At 47.8% G+C, this 26,972-nt stretch carries 24 protein-coding genes; 16 read left to right on the top strand and 8 right to left on the bottom strand.

Annotated features, from left to right (window positions below):
* Positions 1-23: 23 nt before the first annotated feature.
* Entirely contained in the window at positions 24-974 is a 951-nt protein-coding gene (gene dnaI, locus MKY42_RS26990) for a primosomal protein DnaI (protein ID WP_090904499.1), read from the top strand.
* A 115-nt stretch (positions 975-1,089) separates the two neighbouring features.
* On the opposite strand, the gene MKY42_RS26985 is transcribed toward dnaI, so the two are convergent.
* Complete coding sequence (locus MKY42_RS26985; RefSeq protein WP_090810527.1) at positions 1,090-1,245, bottom strand: YqzM family protein; 156 nt, start codon at positions 1,243-1,245, stop codon at positions 1,090-1,092.
* Positions 1,246-1,508: 263 nt separating this feature from the next.
* Here MKY42_RS26985 and trxA point away from each other — a divergent pair, with 263 nt between their 5' ends.
* Both trxA and uvrC read left to right on the top strand, forming a co-directional pair.
* Entirely contained in the window at positions 1,509-1,826 is a 318-nt protein-coding gene (gene trxA / locus MKY42_RS26980; RefSeq protein ID WP_036605788.1) for a thioredoxin, read from the top strand.
* A 421-nt stretch (positions 1,827-2,247) separates the two neighbouring features.
* Positions 2,248-4,338: an excinuclease ABC subunit UvrC gene (gene uvrC, locus MKY42_RS26975; protein WP_179263096.1), complete on the top strand. Its 2,091-nt coding sequence runs from the start codon at positions 2,248-2,250 to the stop codon at positions 4,336-4,338.
* Here uvrC and MKY42_RS26970 read toward each other — a convergent pair.
* Positions 4,307-6,004, bottom strand: a complete 1,698-nt coding sequence (locus MKY42_RS26970; RefSeq protein ID WP_339846073.1) for a type II CAAX endopeptidase family protein — start codon at positions 6,002-6,004, stop codon at positions 4,307-4,309. The genes uvrC and MKY42_RS26970 overlap by 32 nt on opposite strands.
* Before the next feature lie 469 nt (positions 6,005-6,473).
* Here MKY42_RS26970 and MKY42_RS26965 point away from each other — a divergent pair, with 469 nt between their 5' ends.
* Both MKY42_RS26965 and MKY42_RS26960 read left to right on the top strand, forming a co-directional pair.
* Positions 6,474-7,814 (top strand): TrkH family potassium uptake protein, encoded by a 1,341-nt coding sequence (locus tag MKY42_RS26965; RefSeq protein WP_339846071.1) that lies wholly within the window; start codon positions 6,474-6,476, stop codon positions 7,812-7,814.
* A gap of 17 nt (positions 7,815-7,831) precedes the next feature.
* Positions 7,832-8,503, top strand: coding sequence for a TrkA family potassium uptake protein (locus MKY42_RS26960; RefSeq protein WP_076290888.1), 672 nt, complete (start codon positions 7,832-7,834; stop codon positions 8,501-8,503).
* Positions 8,504-8,558: 55 nt separating this feature from the next.
* On the opposite strand, the gene MKY42_RS26955 is transcribed toward MKY42_RS26960, so the two are convergent.
* Positions 8,559-9,482: a LysR family transcriptional regulator gene (locus MKY42_RS26955; protein WP_090904496.1), complete on the bottom strand. Its 924-nt coding sequence runs from the start codon at positions 9,480-9,482 to the stop codon at positions 8,559-8,561.
* A gap of 312 nt (positions 9,483-9,794) precedes the next feature.
* On the opposite strand from MKY42_RS26955, the gene MKY42_RS26950 reads away from it, so the two are divergent.
* The 6 genes from MKY42_RS26950 (at position 9,795) to MKY42_RS26925 (ending at position 16,153) form a co-directional block, all read left to right on the top strand.
* Positions 9,795-10,463: a succinate dehydrogenase cytochrome b558 subunit gene (locus tag MKY42_RS26950; RefSeq protein WP_076290972.1), complete on the top strand. Its 669-nt coding sequence runs from the start codon at positions 9,795-9,797 to the stop codon at positions 10,461-10,463.
* A gap of 43 nt (positions 10,464-10,506) precedes the next feature.
* Positions 10,507-12,249, top strand: a complete 1,743-nt coding sequence (gene sdhA / locus MKY42_RS26945; protein ID WP_090904495.1) for a succinate dehydrogenase flavoprotein subunit — start codon at positions 10,507-10,509, stop codon at positions 12,247-12,249.
* Positions 12,250-12,682: 433 nt separating this feature from the next.
* Positions 12,683-13,447: a succinate dehydrogenase iron-sulfur subunit gene (gene sdhB / locus MKY42_RS26940; RefSeq protein ID WP_053783217.1), complete on the top strand. Its 765-nt coding sequence runs from the start codon at positions 12,683-12,685 to the stop codon at positions 13,445-13,447.
* 177 nt (positions 13,448-13,624) lie between these two features.
* Positions 13,625-14,566, top strand: a complete 942-nt coding sequence (locus MKY42_RS26935) for a metallophosphoesterase (RefSeq protein WP_090904494.1) — start codon at positions 13,625-13,627, stop codon at positions 14,564-14,566.
* Positions 14,567-14,605: 39 nt separating this feature from the next.
* Positions 14,606-15,340, top strand: coding sequence for a metallophosphoesterase family protein (locus tag MKY42_RS26930; RefSeq protein ID WP_090904493.1), 735 nt, complete (start codon positions 14,606-14,608; stop codon positions 15,338-15,340).
* A gap of 180 nt (positions 15,341-15,520) precedes the next feature.
* Positions 15,521-16,153: a GNAT family N-acetyltransferase gene (locus tag MKY42_RS26925; RefSeq protein ID WP_090904492.1), complete on the top strand. Its 633-nt coding sequence runs from the start codon at positions 15,521-15,523 to the stop codon at positions 16,151-16,153.
* Positions 16,154-16,541: 388 nt separating this feature from the next.
* Here MKY42_RS26925 and MKY42_RS26920 read toward each other — a convergent pair whose 3' ends face one another.
* Together MKY42_RS26920 and MKY42_RS26915 are read right to left on the bottom strand one after the other, a co-directional pair.
* The gene (locus MKY42_RS26920) at positions 16,542-17,351 is read right to left on the bottom strand and encodes a histidinol-phosphatase (protein WP_090904491.1); all 810 of its coding nucleotides are present in this window, start codon (positions 17,349-17,351) and stop codon (positions 16,542-16,544) included.
* A gap of 32 nt (positions 17,352-17,383) precedes the next feature.
* Positions 17,384-18,286, bottom strand: coding sequence for a LysR family transcriptional regulator (locus MKY42_RS26915; protein WP_053783212.1), 903 nt, complete (start codon positions 18,284-18,286; stop codon positions 17,384-17,386).
* Between the two features lie 447 nt (positions 18,287-18,733).
* On the opposite strand from MKY42_RS26915, the gene MKY42_RS26910 reads away from it, so the two are divergent.
* Positions 18,734-19,192, top strand: coding sequence for a chemotaxis protein CheX (locus MKY42_RS26910; RefSeq protein ID WP_090904490.1), 459 nt, complete (start codon positions 18,734-18,736; stop codon positions 19,190-19,192).
* A 56-nt stretch (positions 19,193-19,248) separates the two neighbouring features.
* Positions 19,249-20,022, top strand: coding sequence for an SDR family NAD(P)-dependent oxidoreductase (locus tag MKY42_RS26905; RefSeq protein WP_179263102.1), 774 nt, complete (start codon positions 19,249-19,251; stop codon positions 20,020-20,022).
* Between the two features lie 181 nt (positions 20,023-20,203).
* Here the strand turns inward: MKY42_RS26905 and MKY42_RS26900 are convergent, their stop codons facing one another.
* Positions 20,204-21,196 (bottom strand): helveticin J family class III bacteriocin, encoded by a 993-nt coding sequence (locus MKY42_RS26900; protein WP_339846062.1) that lies wholly within the window; start codon positions 21,194-21,196, stop codon positions 20,204-20,206.
* Positions 21,197-21,692: 496 nt separating this feature from the next.
* Between MKY42_RS26900 and MKY42_RS26895 the strand changes: the two genes are divergently transcribed.
* The 3 genes from MKY42_RS26895 to MKY42_RS26885 are packed head-to-tail and all read left to right on the top strand — an operon-like array spanning position 21,693 to position 25,066.
* Complete coding sequence (locus MKY42_RS26895; protein WP_339846059.1) at positions 21,693-23,066, top strand: DEAD/DEAH box helicase; 1,374 nt, start codon at positions 21,693-21,695, stop codon at positions 23,064-23,066.
* Between the two features lie 27 nt (positions 23,067-23,093).
* Positions 23,094-23,846: an ABC transporter ATP-binding protein gene (locus MKY42_RS26890; protein ID WP_072735467.1), complete on the top strand. Its 753-nt coding sequence runs from the start codon at positions 23,094-23,096 to the stop codon at positions 23,844-23,846.
* Positions 23,847-23,848: 2 nt separating this feature from the next.
* On the top strand, positions 23,849-25,066 hold the full coding sequence (locus tag MKY42_RS26885) for an ABC transporter permease (protein ID WP_339846056.1): 1,218 nt from the start codon (positions 23,849-23,851) through the stop codon (positions 25,064-25,066).
* Positions 25,067-25,224: 158 nt separating this feature from the next.
* Here the strand turns inward: MKY42_RS26885 and MKY42_RS26880 are convergent, their stop codons facing one another.
* Positions 25,225-25,359, bottom strand: coding sequence for a YjcZ family sporulation protein (locus tag MKY42_RS26880; RefSeq protein WP_208642755.1), 135 nt, complete (start codon positions 25,357-25,359; stop codon positions 25,225-25,227).
* A gap of 281 nt (positions 25,360-25,640) precedes the next feature.
* A complete protein-coding gene (locus MKY42_RS26875) occupies positions 25,641-26,939 on the bottom strand; it encodes an aminotransferase class I/II-fold pyridoxal phosphate-dependent enzyme (protein WP_339853119.1) in 1,299 nt (432 codons plus the stop codon).
* Positions 26,940-26,972 lie beyond the last annotated feature (33 nt).

Raw genomic sequence — 26,972 nt, 5'->3', positions numbered from 1 at the left:
AACTATTAAGGGGGCTTGAAGCCATGGAATCCTTGGGAGGACTGCTTCAGCAGCTGAATCCTTCCTTTCGTGAACAGTCGCGGCGGATTGCGGCGGATTTGATGGAAGATCCGTACGTACGCGAATTCCGCGCAGGTCATCCTGAACTGAAAGATGCACAGCTTATTACCGATCTGAGCAAGCTGTATCAGTATGCCAAAGATTCGAAGAACTGTGCGAACTGTCCGGGGCTCGACAACTGTCCTAACGATTTCCAGGGTCACTTTTGCAAACTGGAAGTAGAGCATTTTAACGGTAAACCCGAAATTATAGATAAAAAAGCACCTTGTTCCAAACATATCGCCCGGCAAAATGAGCATGTCATCAAGCAGAGAATCCGCAGTTTCTATGTGGACGAGCGTGCGCTCAATGCAGGATATAACGATGTGGAAATTATGGGCAAGGATCGGATGCGTGCTCCGGCGGTGAACCAGGTTCTGCGTTATATTAACGACACCAAGGAGAATGGATTATCTCCGCAAGGACTGTTTTTGGAAGGATCATTTGGAACGGGCAAGACGTTTCTGATGTGTTATCTGCTGCATGAACTCGCGGTTGTGGGCCACACAGGTGTTATTATCTACATGCCTGATTTTGTGGAGGATCTGAAATCCATGATTAGTGAAGGAAACAAGCTGAAGGAAACGACGGATATTCTGAAAAGCTGTGATCTGCTCATCTTTGATGATATTGGGGCAGAGAATCTGAACCCATGGGTTCGGGATCATGTGATGGGTTCCATTCTGAACTACCGTATGAATCGCAAACCTACATTTTACACGTCCAACTATAACTTGGATGGGCTGGAGAAACATCTTAGCTTCACCAGCAGGGATGGCGAGGAAATGAACAAAGGCCAGCGTTTGATGGACCGGATTCGTCCGTTTGTTGATGTCATCTCGGTTCGGGGTGAGAATCAACGGGGCAAACGTTAATTTCTATTTATGTTACCGATCTGATCTATTTTTTACTCCTATAGTCCAAAAAAAGCCTGGCTTTCGCATTGTAGCGAAAACCGGGCTTTTCTGGCCTGCGTGCAGCCTGAAGTTCCTATTCGGTGATAAATTTGAAAATAACCATTCCGAAAAAGATAACCGTCATCAGGCCGGCCATGCCAGCAACACCCGCTATCAGATCAAACAGATCGTTACGGGGTTCCTCGTTCACATGTTCACGCGGGTCGTTGATCCGCACATTTGCATCCATGGTATTGCCTCCTTATGGGGATAACAGCTTGCCCTTACAGGGAGCTGAAGCCCGGAGTAATTTTAGTATACTTGGAAAAGAAAGCGTTTGTAAAGATTTTGCAGCGAACCTGCAAGTTCTTCAATTGTGAAGATTTGATGTTGGGAAGATGAACATTGATCCGTTCATTTCACAACATTAGAGTAGCTGTGTTATACTGGAAGTGTCGTTCGCGACGTTACAGGTTAAAATAAACCGTAAGTATATATAAGGAGGACAATTTCATGGCTATTGTTAACGTATCCGATCAATCCTTCAACGCTGAAGTCGAAGGCGAAGGAACGGTTCTTGTTGATTTCTGGGCGCCTTGGTGTGGTCCTTGTAAAATGCTCGCTCCAATCCTGGAAGAGCTGTCCACCGAAGTTGGCGATGCAGTGAAAATTGCTAAAGTCAATGTGGACGAAAATCCGGAATCCGCTTCCCGCTTCGGCGTAATGAGCATTCCAACATTGATCTTCTTCAAAGATGGTCAACCGGTTGATAAAGTGGTTGGTCTGAATTCGAAAGATGCTCTCAAAGGAATTATCGAAAAACACCAATAATTGACCAAGATTTCACATACGCCTCCGGTTATGCGCCGGGGGCGTTTTGCGTCGAAACCTTTCATATAGGACAATATAAGATATAATTATTTTTACATGATAACGTAGGTGCAGATCCGATCTGTAGAACCGCAGTGCATGTATTTATCCCAAGACTTGTTTTCCCTTATATATTAATGGAACTAATTATTTACACAGTAACGGAGAAGACAGAAAAAACCTGGAAAAGCGAAGCGTTCGCCTAAAGCTTTCTGAAAGAAAGCTGCATCGGAAGCATTCGCTATCACCGGATTTTCCCTTTGCAAAAAGGGAATCGAAAAAATCTGGGGATCACAGCGATCGGAAGATGGTAGTGCAATCGGAGTGGTAACAGTGTAACCTTTTATTTATACTTTTTTCGGGAAGGAGGACCCACCGAATTATGGATGAATTCATTACAAACGTACAGGAGCAGGAGAAGGCACTGGAGCAGATCCGCCACAAGCTGGCTTTGCTGCCTGACATGTCTGGCTGCTACCTGATGAAAAACAGTGAAGGTACCATTATCTATGTAGGTAAAGCGAAAGTGCTGAAGAATCGCGTAAGATCATATTTTATCGGCAGTCATAATGGGAAGACACAGCGCCTGGTGTCCGAAATCCGTGATTTCGAATATATCGTTACCGGCAGTAATATGGAAGCACTCATTCTGGAGTGTAACCTGATCAAGAAGCATATGCCGCGGTATAACGTGTTGCTCAAGGATGACAAGACATTCCCTTACCTTAAAATTACGAATGAAAAGCATCCCCGTCTCGAAGTGACCCGGCGGGTGCTCAAAGATAAAGCCAAATACTTCGGACCTTATCCGAATTCATATGCGGCACACCAAACGAAAAAGCTGCTTGACCGGATGTATCCGTTACGCAAATGCGGCGTGATGCCGAAGGAAGTTTGCCTGTATTATCATATGGGACAGTGCCTCGCTCCCTGCGTGCAAGAAGTGGGCAAGGAGCAGTATGATGAGATCTCCCAAGAGATCAGTTCATTTTTGAGTGGCGGGCATGAGGAGATCAAAAAGGATTTACAGCGTAAAATGCAGGAAGCGGCTGAGGATCTATATTTTGAACGTGCCAAGGAACTTCGGGATCAGGTCATTGCCATTGATGCGATGATGGAAAAACAGAAAATTACGATGGCGGATGCCAGAGACCGCGATGTGTTTGGTTTTGCCATTGATAAAGGCTGGATGTGTGTCCAGATTCTATATATGCGTCAGGGGAAAATGATCGAACGACACGTATCAACGTTCCCGTTTTACGGTGAGGCATACAGTGACTTTATGTCTTACGTGACCCAGTATTACAGTGATAATCCAGCGTTGCCACAGGAAATCTTACTGCCGGAAATGCCAAAAGATCTGGCAGCGGGTGACAGTGGTGCGGATGATATATCCGATGCTGATGGAGCGGTACCTGCGGCGGTGACAATCGAGTCAGAAGAGGCAACGGGATTGGCGCAAGATTCTGCGGTTGAGCTGCGTGTAGCCGAGTCCCGTGCATCTTATGGTGATATCCAACCCGAAGCAGCGACGGAAGAAGCTGCGATGGTTAACCAGGACGACGCTGTTGCTCAGGAAGATGTATCGGCTGATAAACAGCCTCCAGGCTTCGAAGATCCTTCTCAGGTCGCAGCAGCATTGCAGGAATGGCTGGAAATTAAAGTCCATATTCCGCAGCGTGGATTGAAACGCCAGATGATCACCATGGCCGTGGATAACGCACGTGTTGCACTGGAAGAGAAGTTCCGCCTGATTGAGCGGAATGAAGAACGGACATCAAAAGCTGCGGAAGGACTGGGACGCTTTATTGGACTGGATCAGCTTCACCGTATTGAAGCGTTTGATAACTCGAACATCCAGGGAACGAATCCGGTATCTGCCATGATTGTATTTACGGATGGTAAACCGGATAAGAAAGAATATCGGAAGTACAAGGTACGTTCGGTTGAAGGCCCGGATGATTATGAAACGATGCGTGAGGTCATCCGTCGTCGTTACGAACGGGTGTTGAAGGAAAACTTAACCCAGCCTGACCTGATCGTGGTCGATGGAGGTAAAGGTCAGATTTCGGCAGCCGTGGACATTCTGGAAAATGAATTGGGATTGTTTATTCCGGTATGTGGACTGGTGAAGGATGCGAAGCACAAGACCTCACAGTTGATGATCGGCAACCCGCCGGAAGTCATCTCCTTGCCGCGTGACAGTCAGGAGTTCTACCTGTTGCAGCGGATTCAGGAAGAGGTCCACCGTTTTGCGATTTCGTTCCATCGCGAGCAGCGTGGGAAATCGATGGTGACTTCCCGTCTGGATGCTATTCCGGGGATCGGAGAAAAGCGGCGCAAGCTGCTGCTGAAGCATTTTGGCTCTTTACGCAAAATAAAAGAGGCCAGCGTCGAAGACTTCCGGCCTCTATCTATTGGTGACAAGCTTGCGAATCAGATTATTGCAGCACTTCGTGATGAGGAGTCGTGACATACGGCTTCTCTTTTTGTTTTGGATTCATTTTGTAAATGACATAACCAACGATGGCCGGAAGCACAATCCAGAAGAGTCCGGCGGAAATGTTCAGAGCATCACCCATGAAGATCAGGCTTAGCCCCATCAACAGGCTGTCAAAGATAACATGGGCGAATACAACGGCGATGAAGCCGTGACGCAGCATGATCAGACTGAACAAGAGTCCGATGACCGTAAGCTCTATTGGACGTGTGATGACCGGATAGATCGGGTACAGGGTGTGTCCCAGAGCCCAGATCAATGTTGGGATGAGGCAGGCAATGAACGTATTGCGTACAACCTTCTGCATCATGCGAATTCCGAACAGACGATAGACTGCTTCCTCACCAATCCCGGCCATCCAGGCCATAATCGGGAAGATCCAGGCATAACTCATGTTATAAGTGGACTGGTCAGCCGATGTTGTTGACCAGCTTCCAATACTGCGCTCCAAAATAAAGAACAGTACGGATTGCACACCCAGCAGAATCAACGCCCATAAGTAACCTGTATACATACTGTGCAGCACATATTTGCCGTATCCGGGTTCTTTGGCCCGAGGCCAAGGATTCAGACCAATTTTGCGCCACATGCCGTCACCGGCAACGAGTGACAGATAGATGGTTGCACTCATGACCAGCGTTATCCCAGCCTGCATTACCATCAGGAAGGTCAGCATAAAGTTAGACAGCCCTTGCGCCTGAAAGAGTGGAATCATGTTCAGTGTGCCAATCACAGAAGCCGCAAAGTATATCAGAGACAGAACGATTCCGCGTTTGAACGAGGTATGTGCTCTGGTCAGAATACTGTAGATGATCGCGAGCACGCCAAGCACAAAGGTAAGAAAAGCATAACCACCGTAAGTCATCCAGTTGGCTTGCCGAGTCTGATTTTCTACATAGTCGGTATGGGAGGTAGGGACTGAGAATACCGATTCGAAGGAGCGAACGGCTCCGTTTTCAAATGTAAAGTTCAGTTCCAGCTTGGAATCCCCAATTTGCTTTTCATTATCCGTGTATTTCAGCCCCGCTTCTTCTTCACGGGTGTCCAGCTGAAGTTTTGGCACATTATACCCGAATTCGCCAAGGACGCCAGCGGCAAGCTGCTCTTTTTCATTTAAGGAAAGGTTATCTTCAGCTAAACGTTGGGCAGCATTCACTTTGCTTTTGTCCTGCTCAGCCTCAATGGATGCATACAGGGAAGAAGGGAGTTCGCGCTTGAAACCGACAACTTTTCCTGTTCTCATATGTACGTCAACATTCAAATAACCGCCTTTGTCCTGATCAGGCAAACGAACGCGGTACACATCGTAAGGATAGGTTGTTTCCCATTTCTTGTTATAGGTTTCTAACTGTTTGGTTTTGGCCATATACCCATAGATATCGGAATGAGTTTGGTAAGTCACCAGCTCGTTTCCAGTATCTGACGGAAGGGTATAATCAGGTAGAGAAGCTGCAAAAGATCGTGCCGACTCCGCCGCTTTCTCCTTGCTTATGAAGGAAGTAGACTGGATATCAGTCGTTTGCGATGAGGTGGCAGGGAAGATTTGAAAAACGAAAAACAGAATCAGGCCAATCGCCGCAAGCAACCCTAAACGCTTGAAGTTAGCTTTGAGTACCAAAGGCTGCCCTAAGGGATTCATTTAATGTTGTTCCTCCTTTATTAATATGGATATTAAAGTAAAGATAGCACAGCCTAAGCCCCGAATGCCAATGGCGAAACGAGAAGCGGTGCAAATGCATGAAAACGAATGAAAATGATCGAAACAATCTGATCTATCCGTCGCCATATCTGAGTTTTTCCCTTTTTGACGGAATTCGATGCTATTTACACAAAAATCGTTTTGTATACAAACGTCGCAGCGCTTATAATTTTGAATCAAATGTCCAATATTCCGCATGTCTTTAGGCTAACAAGGGAACGAATAGAATGTATCAAAGGTATTCCAACCTAATGTATATGTATTACAGCGAAAAGCATACATGTTTACGCTCCGAAATGAGGCTTTCCAAGTGCTTGGCTATTCCGTCAAGTGATATGGAAAAGCGCTTCGGAGAAAGGCTCCACATCGTGGAGTCATTTTCTTTTTGGCAGAGGTGGATGATACTCAAGTGAAAATGAATGTTCAATGGATGCGTCTATCGCCACCCCGAATTCTGGTCCTAGGGTTCGCGGGTATTATATTGCTCGGGACACTTCTGTTGATGCTCCCGGCATCCAGTCGAAGCGGAGTCAGCCTTCCTTTTATTGACGCACTCTTTACTGCGACTTCCGCAGTCTGTGTAACGGGGCTGGTTGTAGTGGATACGGGTACTCATTTTTCGACGTTGGGTCAGATCATAATTGCAATCCTGATTCAAATTGGCGGCCTTGGCTTTATGACGATGTCGACACTGGTGGCGATTGCATTCAAACGCCGGATCTCTCTACGTGAGCGGTTGATTTTGCAGGAAGCAATGAACCAGAGTACGATGGAGGGGATCGTCCGCCTTATTCGCAAGGTTGTGATCTACTCGCTCATATTGGAAGGCATATGTGGCACGTTGTTGGCCATTCGCTGGTCGTTCGATATGCCAATGGGGCAGGCCATCTATTATGGATATTGGCATGCTATCTCCATGTTCAACAATGCCGGGTTTGACATGTTCGGAGAATTCCGCAGCTTAACCGGGTATGTGTATGATCCGCTCGTGAATTTTACAGCCATGTTCCTGATTATTTCAGGCGGTATCGGTTTTGTCGTTCTGTCCGATCTGGTGGAGTATCGGAGGACGAAGAAGCTGTCGCTGCATTCCAAAGTGGTGCTGTTGACAACCGGTTTGTTGATCGTATTTGGAGCACTGGTGATCTTTGTGTTTGAATTCAGCAATCCCCGGACATTGGGTGGTCTGAACTGGGGGGGCAAAATTCTCGGTTCGTTCTTCCAGTCGGTAACCCCGCGAACAGCAGGGGCGAATACGGTAGACATTGCTGGCCTGAGGCAGGCAACGCAATTTTTCATTATTATATTGATGTTTATTGGTGCTTCCCCCGGTTCTACCGGAGGCGGCATTAAAACAACCACGTTCATGATTATGGCCGGAGCTGTTATTGCCATGATGCGGGGACGGGAAGATATCGTCTTTTTCAGATATCGGCTTCTACAGGAACGCATTTTCAAAGCACTGACGATTACGCTGCTTGCTCTGTTGCTCATTATTGCCGTTACGATGGTGCTTAGTACGACGGAAGACAGCAGTTTTTTGATGATATTATTTGAGACGACATCCGCCTTCGGTACTGTAGGTTTATCTATGGGGCTTACACTGAAGCTGACCACGATCGGCAAACTTTTGATCTGTTTCACCATGTTTGCAGGGCGTCTTGGACCGATTACGCTCGCGTATGCACTCGGACAGAAAAAGGGTAAAGAATTGTACAGGTATCCGGAAGGCAAAATGATTATTGGATAAGGGGTTCGTGAAGAACAATGAAAACACAGCAGTTTGCGGTAATTGGGCTTGGGCGCTTTGGCTCCAGTCTGGCACAGGAATTAATGGAGCTTGGGTATGAAGTGCTGGGGATCGATAAAAATGAAGAAGTCGTCGAAGACATGAGTGAATTGGTCACCCATGCCGTCGTCGCGGATTCCACTGATGAGGAAGTGCTGCGCTCCCTCGGCATCCGTAATTTTGACTGCTGTATCGTTGCCATCGGGGCTGATATCCAGACCAGCATTCTCACTGCTATTTTACTGAAGGAACTCGGTGTAAAGACAGTTGTGGCCAAAGCCATTTCCGTTCTTCACGGACGGGCACTGGACAAGCTGGGAATCGATCGTGTGGTTTATCCTGAGCGTGATATGGGAATCCGGGTTGCCCATCAGCTTGTTACCCCGAATCTGCTGGATTATATCGAATTGTCCGATGATTACAGTATTGTGGAGATGAAGGTTCCAGCTTGTCTGCATAATAAAACGCTATCCACTCTGAATGCACGGGTACGCTTTGGCTGCAGCATTGTAGCCTTGCAAAAGGAAGCCGGGGTCATTATTGCCCCGACTGCACTGGACTCGCTTCAGATGGGTGACATCATGGTGATTATCGGCATGAATGATGACATTGACCGTTTTGAGGAAGAAGTGATCAGCCAAGAGAGCTAGAGCTGAGTCTATTAAATGAAAGCAGAGCGTTGAACTCGGCTGATTGATATGAATGCTAAGGCGTCGTTGTCCTCCGTGAGGGTAGCGGCGCCTTTGCTGTAAAGAGGGCAGCCGTTTCCCTGACCCACTGTCTGGAGGTCTGGCTGAGGTTTTCCTTTTCCCCATAGATCATGCAGGTTGTGCGCCGGGTCTGTTGCAGTTGCGGCAGATATACCGAGACGAGGTCATTGTCCGCAAGCAATTGAGGGCGGAGGTACGACTTGGGCAACAGGGCTGCTGCTTTGCAGGTAGGCAGAAGACGGACAATCGCTTCAAAGGAGTCAATCTCCATGCGAATATCCGGCATTACGGCGCAGCGCTGGAACAGGTCGTCGGTTAATTTGCGATACCAGGTTCCTTTGGAGAACGTAATCATCGGCAGATCTTGCAAATGTTCCATTCCGGCTTCTTTACCCGATAGGGGATGCGTTAAAGGCACAACCAGCTCCAGATGATCATCAAAGAGCGGCACACAGTTCAGCCCGGCTTCACTAATAGAAGAGGCAACGATGCCTACATCAGCTTTTTTATCCCGCACAAAAGAGACAATTTCATGCGTTTTCCCCGTCACCAGTTTGATTTCCGCATTCGGATGTTTCTCCATAAAGGCATTTACCAGCGGCGGCAACGTGGTTTGAAGCGTTGTCAGACTGGCTCCAAGTGTAATGGAGCTTTGTTCTTCGTCCTTGTACTGGGCCAGCATGGTCAGAAATTTTTGTTGCTGCTGTTTCTGCTCTACCGCGAAAGTGTAGGCGAACTGGCCTACGCTGGTTAATTCGAGTCGTTTACCACGGCGATGAAAGAGCGCTACGCCGAGCTCATCCTCCAATTTGGAGATTTTGCGAGACAGCGCGGGCTGTGACAGATTCAGCAATTTCGATGCACGGTTCAGACTGGACTGCTCTACAACCGCCGCAAAAGCGTTTAATTCCTCGAACATGAGCACTAACCTCTTTTCTAATGAACGTATGAATGTACTTTGCGTGAGGCATCTCCTTGTCAAATATTTCTTCATGTTGTATGGCCTGCACGACCGATGTTTATAACTTATACCTATAGGTTATAACATTTAATAATTATATTGCAATTCCCTTATAAGAAAAAAAGGAGTAACATGAATCGTGACACAAGTTGTTCACACCTGAAGAAAACGGAACAATTTGTCGAACCTTTCCTTGGGAAAGGTTTGTGTCATGATAAGCGAATTTTATTTATGAAAACGTTGTATTTAGCGAAAGGGGATCGACATTTTATGAAAGGGTTTTACTCCAGAAAGCTGCACTCCTTGCTTGGCGTCATTCCGCTCAGTCTGTTTTTCATTGAGCATATGGTGACGAACTTCTCGGCAGTTGAAGGCGGCAAAGAAGGCTTTAACGATGCAGTTGCATTTCTGAATGGCCTGCCGCTCGTAATTGTACTTGAAACGCTTCTCATCTGGTTGCCGCTGTTCTATCACGGTGTATATGGTTTGTACATTGCCTATCAGGCCAAGCCTAACGTGGGACGTTTTGGCAATGAGCGCAACTGGCGCTATACGTTGCAGCGCGTCAGCGGTGTCATTACGTTTGTGTTCGTCATCTGGCATATTTGGGAGACTCGTTTCCAGGTTGCGTTGGGGAATGTCACACACGAAGAGCTTGGCGGTGTCATACACGGCATCGTGATGAACCCGGTAACGTTTATTTTATATCTGATCAGTGTGGTTGCGGCATCCTATCACTTTGCCAACGGTTTGTGGTCGTTTCTGGTTAGCTGGGGAATTACCGTCGGTCCGCGTGCGCAGCGTGTATCTTCCTACATTTGCATGAGCTTGTTTGCTATTGTAGCTCTCATGTTTATTGCATCGCTGCTTGCTTTCCGGAGCATGGATTTCCAGGTAGCCACTTCGATGATTGACGCAGTTAAAACAGTTCTGATTTAAGCATTTGGACTTTAAATGCTGACTTATAAGGGAGTGAACAGCAATGGCATCATCTAATGTAATTATTGTGGGCGGAGGTCTCGCGGGATTGATGGCGGCGATCAAATCGGCTGAAGCCGGAGTCCATGTTCATTTATTTTCACTGGTTCCCGTTAAAAGATCCCACTCCGTATGTGCCCAGGGCGGTATCAACGGTGCTGTAAATACCAAGGGTGAGGGCGACTCCCCATGGGTACACTTTGACGATACCGTATATGGCGGTGACTTTTTGGCGAATCAGCCTCCAGTCAAAGCGATGTGTGAAGCGGCACCAGGCATCATTCACTTGATGGACCGGATGGGCGTAATGTTTAACCGGACACCGGAAGGTTTGCTTGATTTCCGTCGTTTCGGCGGAACGAAGCATCACCGTACAGCGTTTGCCGGTGCAACGACAGGACAACAATTGCTCTACGCGTTGGATGAGCAGGTGCGTCGCTGGGAAGCGGCCGGTCTCGTGACCAAGTATGAGAACTGGGAGTTCCTGCAGGCAGTTATTGATGACGAAGGCATCTGCCGCGGGATTGTAGCACAGGATCTGAAAACGATGAAGGTACAAACGTTCCCGGCAGAAGCAGTTATTCTGGCGAGCGGCGGCCCTGGCATTATTTTCGGTAAAACAACCAACTCGGTTATCAATACAGGTACTGCCGCAAGTGCGGTGTATCAGCAAGGTGTAAATTACGCGAACGGTGAGTTCATTCAGATTCACCCGACAGCCATTCCAGGCGATGACAAGCTGCGTCTGATGTCCGAATCGGCTCGTGGTGAAGGTGGACGGATCTGGACGTACAAAGACGGTAAACCTTGGTACTTCCTCGAAGAGAAGTATCCGTCATACGGTAACCTTGTTCCGCGTGATATCGCGACGCGCGAAATTTTCAGCGTCTGCGTGGATATGGGCCTCGGCGTGAACGGCGAGAACATGGTCTACCTTGACCTGTCACACAAAGATCCGAAGGAGCTGGATGTGAAGCTCGGCGGAATCATTGAGATCTATGAGAAGTTCATGGGTGATGACCCACGCAAAATCCCGATGAAAATCTTCCCGGCAGTGCATTATTCCATGGGCGGCATGTGGGTAGATTATAACCAAATGACCAACATTCCAGGACTGTTCGCAGCTGGTGAATGTGAATACCAATATCATGGTGCGAACCGTCTCGGTGCGAATTCCCTGGTATCGGCAATCTACGGTGGTATGGTGGCTGGACCGAAAGCGGTTGAATATATTAAAGGACTCAAAAAATCGTCCGCAGATATCAGTTCTTCTGTATTCGATGGTTATGCCAAGCGCCAAACTGATAAATACGAAGGCATCCTGAACATGCAGGGCAATGAAAATGCTTATGTCATTCACAAAGAGCTTGGCGAGTGGATGACGGCGAATATGACGGTGGTACGCTACAACGATAAGCTGGAAGCGACTATCGGCAAAATCAAGGAATTGAAAGAGCGTTACGGCAAAATCAACATGTACGATACTTCCGGTTGGAACAACCCGGGTGCAGCATTTACCCGCCAGCTGTGGAATATGCTTGAACTGGCAGAAGCGATGACGTTGGGCGCACTGCTGCGTAACGAAAGCCGTGGAGCGCACTACAAACCGGATTTCACCGAACGGAATGACGAGGAATTCCTGAAAACAACGATCGCAAGTTGGTCGAAGGAAGGTCCAAAAATTTCGTACGAGCCTGTAGACGTTTCCCTGATCCCACCACGGATCCGGGACTACTCGAAGGATTAAGTAAAGCGAAATTTCGGTCTATTAATAAAGTTAATGACTTAGCAACTTAACGGAAAAGAAGTAGACACATAGAGGCAAAGCGTACGCGGAGCTTCTCAATGTTACTACTAACCAGAATGAATTATGGCTATTTTCAGTAAAGCGCCTTGCGATGCTTTAGAAACTAAATACTGCATCCAGTATGAATGGAGTGCAGTTTCCAGCAAAGTGACCCTGCTTGCACGACGTAGCGGAGGAAGCGGAAATGCCCAGAAGAAGCGAAGCGCTCGCCTTTATTACCGGATTTTAACCCTGGGAAGGGTTGATCAAAAAAATCCGGGGATAACAGCGATCAGAAGGGCATTCCGCTGCCGGAGCGCCACCCGTGCACCAAAAGAGTAACTTTGCGCATCAGCAACACCAATCATCGTCACTCAAAGGAGGGGACAACGATATGACGGACACAGCTACAGCAAAAAAAACCGTCAAGTTTATCATCACCCGTCAGGACAGCCCGGAGTCATCTTCGTACAACGAAGAGTTTGAGCTTCCGTACCGTCCCGGCATGAACGTTATTAGCGCCCTGATGGAGATCCAGCGGAACCCGGTTAATACAGAAGGCAAGTCCATTGCCCCTGTCTGCTGGGAATCGAACTGTCTCGAAGAAGTCTGTGGAGCATGCTCCATGGTCATCAACGGCAAACCGCGTCAAGCGTGTGCTGCCCTGATCGACAAGCTCGAACAGCCGGTTCGCATTGAACCGATGAAAACCTTCCCGGTGGTTCGTGACCTCGTCATCGACCGTACCCGGATGTTTAACGCCCTGAAACGGGTTAAAGCGTGGATTCCGATTGACGGTACCTATGACCTCGGTCCAGGTCCGCGGATGCCTGAGAAGAAACGTCAGTGGGCTTATGAGCTGTCCAAATGTATGACATGTGGTGTATGCCTCGAGGCTTGCCCGAACGTCAATGAAAAGACAGACTTTATCGGTCCGGCTGCTCTTTCTCAAGTACGTCTGTTCAATGCTCACCCAACAGGGGAGATGAACGCTGAAGACCGCTTGGAAGCACTTATGGAAGACGGAGGTATTGAGGGCTGTGGTAACTCGCAGAACTGCGTACGCTCTTGTCCAAAAGGGATTCCATTGACAACTTCCATTGCCGAAATGAACAAACAAACGACCAAACATATGTTTAAACGCTGGTTGGGCGTGTAATCTATTCATATCCATTGCAGAACATCCAATCTGCACCATTACAAGAAGTCGTGATCCTGGGCGCATGAAGCCTAAGATTACGGCTTCTTTTTCTGTACTCGCAAAGGATCCGGGCTAGTCACATAGAATATGGTATACTAAGGGGATGGATTTGGAGCGGAAGAAGGAGGGGGACGCATGGGAGAAACACCGCGTGAGGGCAGCAAGATCTCGCCGCCCCAGCGCTCACAGTATGGATCTGATTCGGAGAACCCCATTTTTCCCGGGGAGGAAAAGGATCATGATCCCTCCCGGCGAAGTTTTTTGCTGCGCATGATCTTCATGACGGCGAGTGCCAGTTTGCTCACAGGAGGATACGCCTGGTTATGGGAGCCTCGTCACCTGGAGATCAAGCATGTTGAATTGAAATTGCCCAAGTTTCCAAAAGCATTCGAGGGACTGCGTGTAATTCAGTTCAGTGATGCACATCTTGGATTCCATACGGGGCTGAAACAAATGGAGAAGCTGGCTGAAACGATACGGGAGCAGCAGCCTGATCTGATTTGTTTTACCGGAGATATGGTTGAACGGGAAGCAGAACCGATGCGTGAATGTATTCCTGCACTGGCTTCAATGCAAGCGAAGTATGGCAAATATGCCGTATTGGGGAACCATGATTACCGAGGCCATCAGCAGCATGAAGTGGAGCTGATGTTTAAAGAGGCCGGGTTCACGCTTCTTCGAAACAGCCATGTTCTGATTGAGCGAGGGGATTCACGTATTGCGATAGCAGGTTTGGATGACGCGCTTACGGGCAGACCTGATCCTGTTGCAGCCATGAAGGGATTGAGTAGAGAGGTCTGGAAACTGCTGCTTATGCATGAGCCCGATTATGCAGACATTGCAGCACCTTATGGTTTCGGACTACAGCTCTCTGGACACAGTCATGGCGGGCAGGTGCGTTTTCCCTGGATTGGGGCACTGACTACACCAAGAGGTTCACTAAAGTATATTCAAGGGTTATATTACGCAGGGGATAAGCATATGCCTGTCTATGTGAACCGTGGCTTTGGCATGACCCAACTGCCGATTCGCTTTTTGTGCAGGCCGGAATTGACTGTTTTTGAACTAAAGGGTTAACAACATAAAGAATATAGAGCATAAAGGGAGGTTAGCCAGATGGAACGAATTGCGATTGTATCCGATATTCATGGCAACATGACTGCTTGGGAAGCGGTATTAAAAGATATTCGAAGTCGCGGATTGAAGCGAATCTTTTGTCTTGGCGACCTCGTTGGCAAGGGGCCTGATCCGGTACAGGTTGTAGATCTGGTGAGAGAGACATGTGAGCACGTCATCCGTGGCAACTGGGATGAGTTGGTTGCGGTTAATCAGGACAACGAGAATTTTACTTGGCAAGCGAAGCGGCTGGGTAAGGAGCGATTGGCATATCTGGAGAGCTTGCCTTTTAGCCACCAATTAGAGCTGAGTGGTCGTACGATCCGCTTGGTGCATGCCTCTCCTCAAAGTGTATATCACCGTGTACAGCCGTGGGATGAGATCGAGAAAAGGTTAGCGATGTTCGAGCCTCCGGCAGATGAGCCTGAGTTCGGTGTGGCGGATGTCGTGGGATATGGGGATGTGCATAACGCATACTTGCAGTTTATGAATGGGAAAATGCTGTTCAATGCAGGCAGTGTGGGTAACCCGCTTGATTTTACCCAGGCTTCTTATTGTATCCTTGAAGGAGAGGACAGCAATGATCGGAATACCCCGTTCAATCTTCAATTTGTAAGGGTTCCTTATGATATTGAGCAGGAAGTAAAGGCTGCTCAGCAGGCTCAGGTGCCTTCGCTTGATTTCTATATCCGAGAGCTTCGTACAGGCGTTTATCGCGGGCTGCAAACGGATTAGTTAGGTCAGGAATAAACCGCTGTAATGAATTGGCATACTAATGTTCGGGCTACTGAGCGTAGTATTGTAGAGCATAGTGATGTTTCATCGTTTATCCATGTATTTTATTTGCGCCGGATCTACCTCAGAGCATGCTTGTCTTACCGGACTAGAACCCGTTAGGCAAAAGGAGCGATTGTCATGCTGACCCGAAAAATGCTGGGCCAAGGATTGCCTGCTTTATGGACAGAGCGCCTTGTTCTTCGATCATTACGTCAGAGTGATTACAGCACATTGTCGGAGCTGTTTTCCGACCCGCAGGTGATCCGTTATGTAAACAGGGGGAGTCAGCCCACACCAATCCGGGCTCGGCGATTATTGAATCAGATTCGCAGCAGCAGTGCCAAGCTGGATTCACTGCATTACGGCATCTGCTGGAAAGGCAGCGAACAGATCATCGGCATCACTTCATTCCAGCATTGGAACGAACAGAACGGTACCGCACAGATCGGATATATTCTGAACAGGTCCACCTGGGGTAAGGGAGTCGCGACTGAGGCCGTACAGCGTTTGCTGGAATTCGGTTTTGCCGAGCTTAATTTGTGCAAAGTGGAAGCCCGCTGTTACGAGGCAAATGTATCATCCGAACGGGTTCTTTGCAAAAGCGGTATGATTTATGAACGGACCCTGCCCTCGTTTGTTTTGAATCATGAGGATGGTGAGACGCCGGATACTCTGCTGGATGTTAAGGTGTATAGTCTGTATCGTGAACAGCATATCCGTTCTCATTGGGAAAATCGCCTGCAAACGTTGGTATCCGACAAGCACGAATAACATAGAATAGAGCATATTGCATCAATCCAAAGAGCGCCTTTCAATCAGAAAAATATAGATCGAAATGTTTCTATTGCCGAATAAAATGAAACAGCAGAGGTTTGAAACGAACTTCAATCATTTGTTACACAATTGAAATATAGCTGCAATTGAACTCTAACAGACAGCGGGTAAACTTATCTCATGACCCCCTTTTTGATAATAGATTATGCTGTTGGAACCCGCGCTTAGCGGGTTCATTTTTTTTGTCTATATAAGTTTAACTATGGAATTTCTACACCAACACTCCGATGACAGAACTTATATAACATCTTTTTTTTATATTAGGATACAAAGAAAACCCCCCACAGCGTTTTTACGCCGTGAGGGCTATTTTGGTGCTCTATGTTTAAAACGGTACAACTTGCATTTGTTTCTGCTTGAAGTATACCCATTCAGTGAATCCAATCTCTTGCAGACGTGTACGAACGTCATCCAGTTCATCGGCAACACGCTGCGGTTTGTGGGCATCTGATCCGAAGGTCACCTTCACTCCGTAATGATGCGCACGCTCCAGAATGGCATCGGACGGGTACCAGCCACCACTAAGCTTGGTTTTACCCGACGTATTAATTTCAATAGCCACGTTCGATTCTGCAATGACCTGCAGCGTTTCATCAATGGCTTGATCTGCGATAATGTCCGAGAAAGGTGGGTAATTTCCTTTCATGGCATCAATATGTCCGAGAATCTGGAACATGCCGCTTCGGGCTGATTGCCGAATCAATGCATAGTAACTCTCTTTCACTTCAACCTTACGTGCAGCACTTAATCCGTTCCAGCGGGTTTTGTTGAATATGCTGACATCTTCCGTATGATGAACTGAACCAATAATATAATCAAAAGGATATTGCCCCAGTGTATTGCGATACAATTCGGCATGGACAGGGAAATAGTCGGATTCAATGCCAAGCAGCACATCAATTTTGCCCGCGTATTCTTCCTTCAGAGCCAGTACTTCTTCCACGTAATGACGCAATTCCGACTTGCCCATCGCGATCCGGGGAAATGCCTGCTCCTCGTCACTGCCGAAGTAAGGTGTATGATCCGAGATACCGATGACCTGAAGTCCAGACTGAATACCTGCCTCGATATAGTCGCGAATATTGCCGTCTGCATGACCACAACGAAAATGATGGGTGTGAAGATCAAATTTCATATGGAAATCCTTCCTTTCTCATGGCTCATTTATCATTCTGAACTGATGAACTGGGTCTCCGGCATGCCTTTGAGATCGCTCAGGAATTGCTGCATGGCCGAATTCACATAACGACTTGATTTGTAGATGACTCCGACAGGGTGACTGACCTCCAGTTCACTGAGTGGAATCATGCGCAGTGTGCCTTGCCGCAACTCATGGGCAACGGATTGTTTGGATATAACGGCTGCCCCGAGATTGATCTCAACCATCCGTTTCACTTCCTCGCTGCTTGACAACTCCATAACGATATTGGGCTCAATATTATGTTTTTTGAAAATGCCTTCCGTAAAGCGGCGCCCCACCGTATCCGGAGATAGCAAAATCAGAGGTGTGCTGCGCAGAACATCCACCGCGGCATGCTTTTGCTTCGCCAGTGGATGGAAAGGAGATACCACAAGCTCGAAAGTGTCATAATACAACACGGACGTATTCAGGTTAGGATTACGCTCCGTAAGATAACCGATACCGATATCGACCATACCATTCTCGACCTGGGTATAGATCTGTGAAGAAGGCAGGGATTGGATACTGGTCTTGATGAGTGGAAATTGATCCTGAAAGTAGGATAAGACCCGTGGCAAAATCTGAATGGCAATAGATGTGGTTGTACCGAGTCTGATATGTCCCTGAGGGGTCTCATCGAGATCCATCAGCTTCTGTTTCAGCTCTCCCACGATGTCCAGCATTCGTTCGGCATGTTGAAGAAATACCTGTCCGCGATCGGTGAGGGTGACCGGTTGGTTCCGATCGACAAGAACGGTGCTGAATTCATCCTCCAGGCTCTTGATCTGGGCCGAGACGGCGGGCTGGGTCAAATTTAGGAGTTCTCCGGCTTTGCGGAAACTCATCGTTTTCGAGATGGTAATCAGCGTCTCCAGTTGACTGATATTCATGTATGGCCTCCTTGCACGCAAAATGTCTTCTGTCTATCCATAGGTGGAATCCCGTAACTGGTCATTATTCCGTTCCTTAAATTATAGGTGATTCAGGACAGCAGGGCAATGAAGGGAACATCATGGATTTGGGGAGGTCCATTAGAACGAGAAATTAATTTTATTTCAAGAAATTAAATTTTTAACATTTTAAGAAACAGTAAAAAAGTCCTAAATGCCTTTTGCCATGCCTCTTCATGGCAATGGTTCTTGCAACAGATGCGAAAAGCCTCGATTTTTCGCTACAATCAGCTATAAACATTTGCTCCGCGGATGACGATAAATTATAGTACACATGCCTTGCCGAATTCTTGGTGAATTCTTGTACGTGATAAAGTATAATAAATTTATTGAATATGGGACTTTTGGTGTGTGACCAATAACCCAGTGTAAGGGGGACAATAGACAGTGAAAGCGGAAGTGATTAATCCTTTCCTGGAATCCGCACGGAACGTATTCGAACAGCTCATCCAGGTTTCGCCTTCCACCGGGAGTCTTGGCGTGAAAAATGTGGAGTACATTGCAGACCATGTCTGGATCGTGATCGGAATGACTGGACAACTAAGCGGAAACATCGTGTTTGGAATACAAGAGTCGGTTGCATTGAAAATCGTTTCTGCCATGATGGGCGGCTTTGTCATTACTGAAATGGACGAAATGAGTAAAAGTGCTATTTCGGAACTTGGCAATATGATTAGCGGCAATGCAAGTACCATCCTGTCCAATCAGGGTGTCGTTGTTGATATTACACCTCCGCAAGTGATGAATTCTGAATATCTGACTTCCTTTAGTGCAACGAAGGCATTGAGCATTCCTTTGATGATGGACGGAATCGGTGAGATGGATATTCAAGTGATGATCTCGTAGAATAGAACCATACGCCTCTAGGGGCAATATGTGTTCAATACGGGAGGACGTCGGGTATGCTAAAAGATCAGGTTGTTTTTATCACGGGTGCGTCGAGCGGAATTGGTGCGCTCTGTGCACAGATGCTGATAGAAGAAGGAGCCATCCCGATTCTGGCTGCCCGCTCGTGGGACAAGCTGGAAGAGATTGGTGCTTCGCTGAAAGGGCAGCATGAACTACTCACGTTAGACGTAACGAATAATGAGCAAGTTCAGATAGCCGTGGATGCGATGTTGCAGAAATACGGACGAATCGATATTTTGCTGAATAACGCTGGTTACGGAAAATTTGCGGCCATGACGGATATGTCTGTGCAGGAATTCGATGAGATGATGGACGTTAATTACATGGGCATTGTTCGCTGTACCAAGGCAGTGCTGCCGCAGATGTTACAACGAGGCAGAGGACAGATCGTGAATGTAGCTTCCATGGCTGGCAAGATCGGAACTGCAAAATCTGCTTCATATACAGCAACCAAACACGCCGTACTTGGCTTCAGCAATGCCCTGCGCCAGGAACTTCGCAAGACCGGAATCACGGTAACGACCATTAATCCCGGACCCATCGATACACCTTTCTTCCAACGGGCTGACCCCTCCGGTAACTATGTTAATAATGTACGCTGGATGATGCTGAAGCCGGAAGAGGTTGCAGGGCATATGATCCGGGCGATGAAGAAGCGCAAGGAAGAAGTGAATCTGCCCAGACTGGCTTCGGCTGGAGTGTGGCTGTATCAGCTATTTCCGCGTCTTGCTGACAGGCTGTCGCACGGTGTAATGAATCAGAAGTAAGATGCAACAATGGGCATCATATATCGGATAAGAGAAGGGCTCCGCCGAGGGGCTTTTCTTTTTTTTGTTAAATGTGAAAAACCGCCGCCTTGCTCTTCATCATTCAGAGCAAGGACGGCGGTTGGGGAGGATCTTGGCGGAGTGACCAACGGTTATGTGTTATGCCTCTTTCAGCAGTCAGTTAGAAAATGCTATCGGGAACGTAGTATATTTTCTGCCCGTTCGCTTTATTGCCTGGATCGGTAACGATGGTGAAGTATACGTTCCCGTTCTTGGTCTGTACGCCCTCAATTTCATGTTTCCCGACATTTGTTATTTTCACAAGGGATTGGTAAGCACCTGAACTTGAAATCTTGGCAATCTGAGGAGTTTCCCCTTCTCCCCCGCCTGATGTAAATATTTGCGTTTTGCCCAGCAGGTCTACTCCCTGAAACGATCCGTTGGGTCTGATAATGCCACTGCCCGACTGCGTGAAGCTGGAAACAGCGGCCTTCACCGCAGCTGCGCTGTCCATTCGAACCTGCTTGTTATTATCCAGAAGTTTGTTTAAAGCGACCGTGTCATAAATGGACCAGGTGACGGTGGTTTTGTCCTTCGTTTGTACGCGAAAAACGGTATAATTGCTATTGCCGCCTCCGTCTACACGCCGGGTTTCACCCAATTTCGAACCGGTTTTGTTGGCGTAATTCATATACGTGAACCGATGTAGATCGGTATAATCCACGGTTTTGCCTGCCGCGTATTGCAGTCTGGCTACCTGTAGTGACCAAACTTCAGGTTCCGAAGGATCGGCTTTTGAACTAAAATAAAAATAATTGGACCCATTGTACGTATACATATCCAGCGTTTGGCAATGACCGCTGTTCGTGATGGTCATTTTATCCACGTATACAGCGTCGCTGCCCTTTATGAGTAATCTGGAGAGGTGACATGTCCCGTCCACACGTTGCGTAACGTACACGTATTTATCCGCGATGTATGCCTTTTGCACAACACGGTCATGCTTGAGTCCTTTGAGATGGTATGCCAGTTTTGCCGAGGCGTTTACGGTTTTTCCCGGAGATGCGGCCATTGCAGGCAGAACAGACAAGCCAAATAACAGTAGTGCAAGAACAAAAGATGTTGTTATTTTCCATTTTCTTTTCTTAAAGCTCAAGGATCGATTCTTAAACATAGGTATACCTCCTTTAGAAAGATAATATGACTTGAAATATAAGCACCTCTAAAAACTATATCAAATAAATAATACTATATTTTCCAATTTAAAGAATCATTCTAAAACAAAAATTTCTGTCCCTGAATAAGATTTGGTCCACAGGCTTTTTTCGCATATAATGAAAGGTAATGTGATGACAGGCTTCGGTTTTATTAGTACAAGCATGGATATATATGTTCAACTAAGTATTTACACGATAACGGAGAGGACAGAAATAATCTGAAGAAGCGAAGCTACTTCGAAAGCATACACTTCGCCTAAAAGCTTTCTAAAAGAAAGCAACATCGGAAGCATACGCTATCCCCGGATCTCCCCTTTTCAAAAAGGATTCATTCAAAAAAATCTGGGGATAACAGCGATCGGAAGGTTGTTCTGTCATTGGAGTGTTAGTGTAAATATTGTTTAGTTGAATGTGTATAGCGTCATAACGAATAAATTTAAAGGATGGACATACATGACGAATCAAACATTTGCTTCAATTGGCGTAGAACAGGATCTTGAGGCTGTACTCGCCAGACATGGCATCAACGAACCTTCACCGGTACAGGCACAGACGATCCCGGTTATTTTGGAAGGTCGCGATGTGGTTTCGAAATCTCAGACGGGAACAGGCAAGACGCTCGCTTATCTGCTGCCACTGCTGCAATCCATTAAAAGTGACGTAAAAGGGACACAGAAGCTCATCATAGCTCCTACTCAAGAGCTGGCGATGCAGATTGTCCGCGAGGCACAGCGCTATGGAGAAGAACGCAAAATTGGCGTTCTGGGGTTAATTGGCGGCGCAGCTGTAAAACGTCAGATCGAGAAGCTGCGTGAACACCCGGAACTGGTCGTGGGTACACCAGGACGACTGAAGGAATTGATCACGCTGAAAAAGCTGAAAATGCACAACGTCTCCACGATCGTTATTGACGAGGCAGATCAGGTATTTCAGCTCGGCGGGGTAAGTGATGTGGACTTCGTATTGCGCAGTGCCCTGCGCGACCGTCAGCTCATTTTCCTGTCAGCGACGATCGATGAACATACTGCAGGACTTGCGAAGCGGGAGATGAAAGAGCCGGTACAGATCGGAATCGAACCGGACCGGTCAACTGCGGCGGGACTGGAGCATTTTTATTTTGTGGAAGAAAATCGCAACAAAATTGATATGCTTCGCCGTCTAGTTAGACAGTATAACCCGGATCGCGCCATCGTCTTTGTGAATGCTACCGAGGATATTGGCGAGGTTGAAGCGAAAATGAATCACCTTGGATTCTCCGCAGCTGCACTGTATGGAGATGCCGACAAGGTGACCCGCAGCAACGTGCTATCCGCTTTCCGTAACGGGAAACTGCAGCTGCTGATCGCGAGCGAGGTTGCAGCCAGAGGACTGGATATTGAAGGTTTACCGATGGTCATTAACTATGACCCTGCATTTGATTCGGAACATTATGTTCACCGTGCAGGAAGAACAGGTCGTATGGGTCGCAGTGGTATCGTGTTGTCGATCGTGGACGAAACGCAAATTTTCATTATGCGCAAGTTTGCGCGGGAACTTGGAATCGAATTGCCGGAACGTGTATTGTTCGGGGGTAAAGTGCTGGAGGCTGATCCGCGTCCGGATACGCGGCCTGAAGGACATTCTTTCTCCAGAAAACCAGGGCAGTCCCGGGATCGTAAACCTGGTCAGGCCAGTCGCAATGGCGGCGCCAGAACGGCTGCTTCGAATCAACGTCCGGCGGGCGGCAAGCCAGCTGGCAATACAGGCAGAACAGAACGGGACCAGGATCGTAAGAACAAGGGCGCTCCTAAATGGAGCAAAGGTAAAGAGCCACGCTCTGAAGAATAAAACCTGACGAAAGAGGTGCAGGGATAGATGGATAACGTTCAACCACCCGTATTGAAAATCAACGGGCTAAGCGGAGGATATAGTGCCAAACGGCCCGTCCTCCACGGCATCGATCTTGAAGTTGGACGCGGAGAAATGGTCGGACTGATCGGATTAAACGGTGCTGGCAAAAGTACTACGATGAAGCATATTTTAGGATTGATGACCCCTCAACAGGGAGAAGTGCGGGTCATGGGCAAGAAGCGGGACGAAGACCCACAGGTATATCAATCCGCCATGGCCTTTGTACCGGAATCACCTGAACTGTACGACGAGATGACGGTCATGGAGCATCTGGAGTTTACGGCCAGAGCCTATGGTGTTTCTGAGGCTGATTTCAAAAAGCGTACGGAGAAACTGCTGGACTTGTTCCGCATGAATGAGAAAAGTACAAGTCTGTCGACCCACCTGTCCAAAGGGATGCGGCAAAAGGTCATGATCATGTGTGCTTTTGTGGCAGGTCCGCCACTCTATATCATTGATGAGCCTTTCCTGGGACTTGACCCCCTCGGAATCCGCTCTTTGCTTGATTTTATGCTTGAAATGAAGGCTTCGGGATCATCCATTCTGCTCAGTTCACATATTCTGTCCACCATTGAAAATTACTGTGACCGTTTTATTGTCCTGCACCGAGGACAGGTCATTGCTCAAGGGACGCTGAATGAGCTGCGTACTCAATTCGGGGAATCGGATGCCACGTTGGAGCATATGTTCTATTCCCTTGTACAAGGCAGGGATTAAGCATGGATCTCAAGCAGCTATGGAAGCAAAGACGCACGGGATTCTGGAATGGAATTCTTCCTTATCTGGGTTATGTCATTCAGAGCGGCGTAGCCATGGTGTTCTTATTTCTCGTCATTGCGTTCTCCGCCTGGTATACATCGTTTGTACAGCACATCCCGGCGGGATTTCCGATTCGTTGGATTACGTTGCTGCTGCTGGCACCACTGGTGCTGTTTAGCAGTTATCGTACATATCTGCATCCGGCAGACATCGTATTTTTACGTCCGCAGGAATATCGGATGCACGAATATCTGAAAAACAGCTTCGCTCGTGGCATGATTTATAAAACCTTGGGTATGCTGCTCGTATTTGTAACGTTATGGCCGCTCTATGTTCGAGCAGATCAGGATGCAAGGCCATTTGGCTGGTTTATCCTGCTTCTCCTGTTGTGGAAAGGGCTATCGAGCTATGGGGCTTGGCAAGAACTGCGCATGGTGCAAATCGGCGCCGCCAGAGGATATCGTTTGCTTCGATGGGCATTGGCTGTACTGGCGATTGCCGCCTGGTTGTGGCAGCCTCCACAGCGCAGCATCTGGTTCCTGCTGCTGCTGGCCGTCGTTTATATCGTTGCCCTGCGTATCCCTCTGAAACATCGGGTTTCATGGGACCGTCTCATTCAGGTGGAGCAGGGCCAGGCTGGCCGAGTGATGCGCACGCTAGGATGGTTCGTCGATGTACCTTCATCAGGCCAAAAAGTAAGTTCTCGCCGCTGGCTCAGCAAATGGGGGAGTGGTCTCCCGTGGAATGCAGGGAAAGCTTATCGCTATCTGATTACCAAAACGTTCATCCGAACTGAAGTGTTCTCCATCGTTGTGCGCTTGGTTGTACTGGGCATGCTGCTGTCCTGGTGGACGGCAGGCAGTTATTTCGGTATTGGTGTATACCTGTTCTTCCTGCTGCTTGTGGGTGTGCAGCTGGGTGCGCTGCGACGCAGTCATAGTGAATCGTTCTGGATTATGATTTATCCCATCTCGGGAGAGAGTCGTCGCTCCCAGGTACTGGGATTCATTTCGAATCTGCATGCACTGACTGCCTTGTTTATGTGGCTGCCGATGCTGGCTGCGGGATGGAGTGGACTGAGCATGACCGGAGCAGCATTGGTCCTTGGTGTGCTGGTCATCTACTTAATGCGACGTTCTCAGGGCAACAAGTGGTTGAAGGAAGAAGAGGATGAATGAACGGTCGGACGTCTGACCACTTAGTGTTCAATGGCAGCGCTGACCAGGGCTCTTGCGTAACGTAACCAAAGAAGGGTATTCCGAGCTGTATCCCGGAATACCCTTCTTTGTGCTGCAGTCAGCTTACCTTGTTCCGACTCCTGGTGAGGACGTATGGACTAACAGAGGAACGATTTAGTGATAATGACGAGCAGGATAAACAGAACGAGAATGGCACCTGTATTTGTAAATCCTCCGTAACCGTAACCGCCGCATCCATAACCGCCTCTTGTTTCTTCAACTACTCCAGACATGGTCATTCCCCTTTTCAAGTGGTGTTGGGCACGCCCTTGCGTACATCGTATATTATGTGCCTTGGGGATAGGCTGATTGGGCCGTTGCCCGGTAGAGCCTGAAAATTATCGTTTTGGGCATTTGCCCGTCAAGATCGCCATACGTCTTCAAAGCGGAACACAAAATACCCCTTTATATCGAGAGACATTCGTCAGGATACAAAGGGGATCATATTCGTCAGGAAACGGACGCAAGTCCGCTCCCTGACTTATTTACTTGGGTAAGCATTACTGCATATGAATTAAGTAGTCTGTAGATCCAAAACGCCACGATAGATCGTATCGAACAAATCTTCCAGTCCGGATTCTTCAATACAGGAGAAGGCAATTCGCAGATCAGCTTCACCCAGCGCGATGGTACCTACGCCGTATTGCTGCAGCAAATGGGTCCGGAGCTGCTCTGCGCCCACATCCTTCAGCTTCAGGCACATGAAGTAACCGGAGTTGAACGGATAGTAATCCCATACTTCACCGTATTTACCGCTATCGAGAATGGCTTTTACTTTGTTGGCGCGGCCTTTCATGATTTCAAACTTCTCCAGCTTCTGTGCTTCAAACTCAGGTGCTTTCAGCGCATCCAGCACAAACGTTTGGGAAGGATGAGGGCCACTGGAGATGGTTGCCCGGATAATACCGAGTGTTTTTTGCTCCAGAGCATGGAGAACCGCAGCATCTTCATGGGCGTACGTGATGAATCCAACGCGGAAGCCCCATACGAATTCTTCCTTCGTAGCACCGTCAACTTTGACAGTCAGCACGCGTGGGTGAAGGTTCGCCAGCTTGCCAAACAGGGATTCGTGAATGGAATCTTCGAAGAAGAGACCAAAGTAGGCATCATCTGTCACAGCAACGACGTTCACACCAGCCTCAGCCGCTTGATGGATCGTGTCCACGATTGCATCTGCTTCTTCCGCTCCAGGCGTATAACCTGTCGGGTTGTTCGGGAAGTTCAGCAGCACGATGGCTTTGCCTTTGTCCTTCTGCGCAAGCAACGCTTCGAGCAGGCCTGCACTGTTGAAATTCAATTGATCATCGAACAAGGGATAATGAACTAACTCGCCGTGGCGACGAATTCCAAAGGTCAGCTCATAATTTTCCCAGTTTTTATCCGGATATATAACAGCGTCCCCTTCTTCGGCGAACAGGTCGGCTACGATACTCAGTCCATGCGTTAATGCGTTAGTCACAATGGGGTTACCAAACGTTTTACCTTCAAGGGAAGGTGTTTCCTTCAGCATCTTGTCTCTCCATACGGTCCGCAACTCAGGCTTCCCTGCAGGCGGAGCGTAAGGGTACAAATCCTTCGGTTGGTATGCGGACAGCTTATCCTGAATAACAGCTAAGTGCATCGGCACACCGTCCTCCAGAGCAATACCAATCGTAGCATTGTAGGTTTTGGCCAGACTTGCTGCTTCAGCAGACTGACTCAAAATACCTTCTTTTGGAAAATAGATTTCTTTGCCGAGCTGCGACAGCATGGAGTAGACGTGACTGCTGCCTGCCTGAATACTTTCGTTCAACTGTTCAGCCAGTGGATTCATTCTTTTCATCCTTCCAAGTCTTTGGGATTCAAC

Source organism: Paenibacillus sp. FSL W7-1088, from assembly GCF_037969855.1.
Classification (GTDB): Bacteria; Bacillota; Bacilli; order Paenibacillales; family Paenibacillaceae; genus Paenibacillus.
This window is presented reverse-complemented; position numbering and strand designations above follow the sequence as displayed.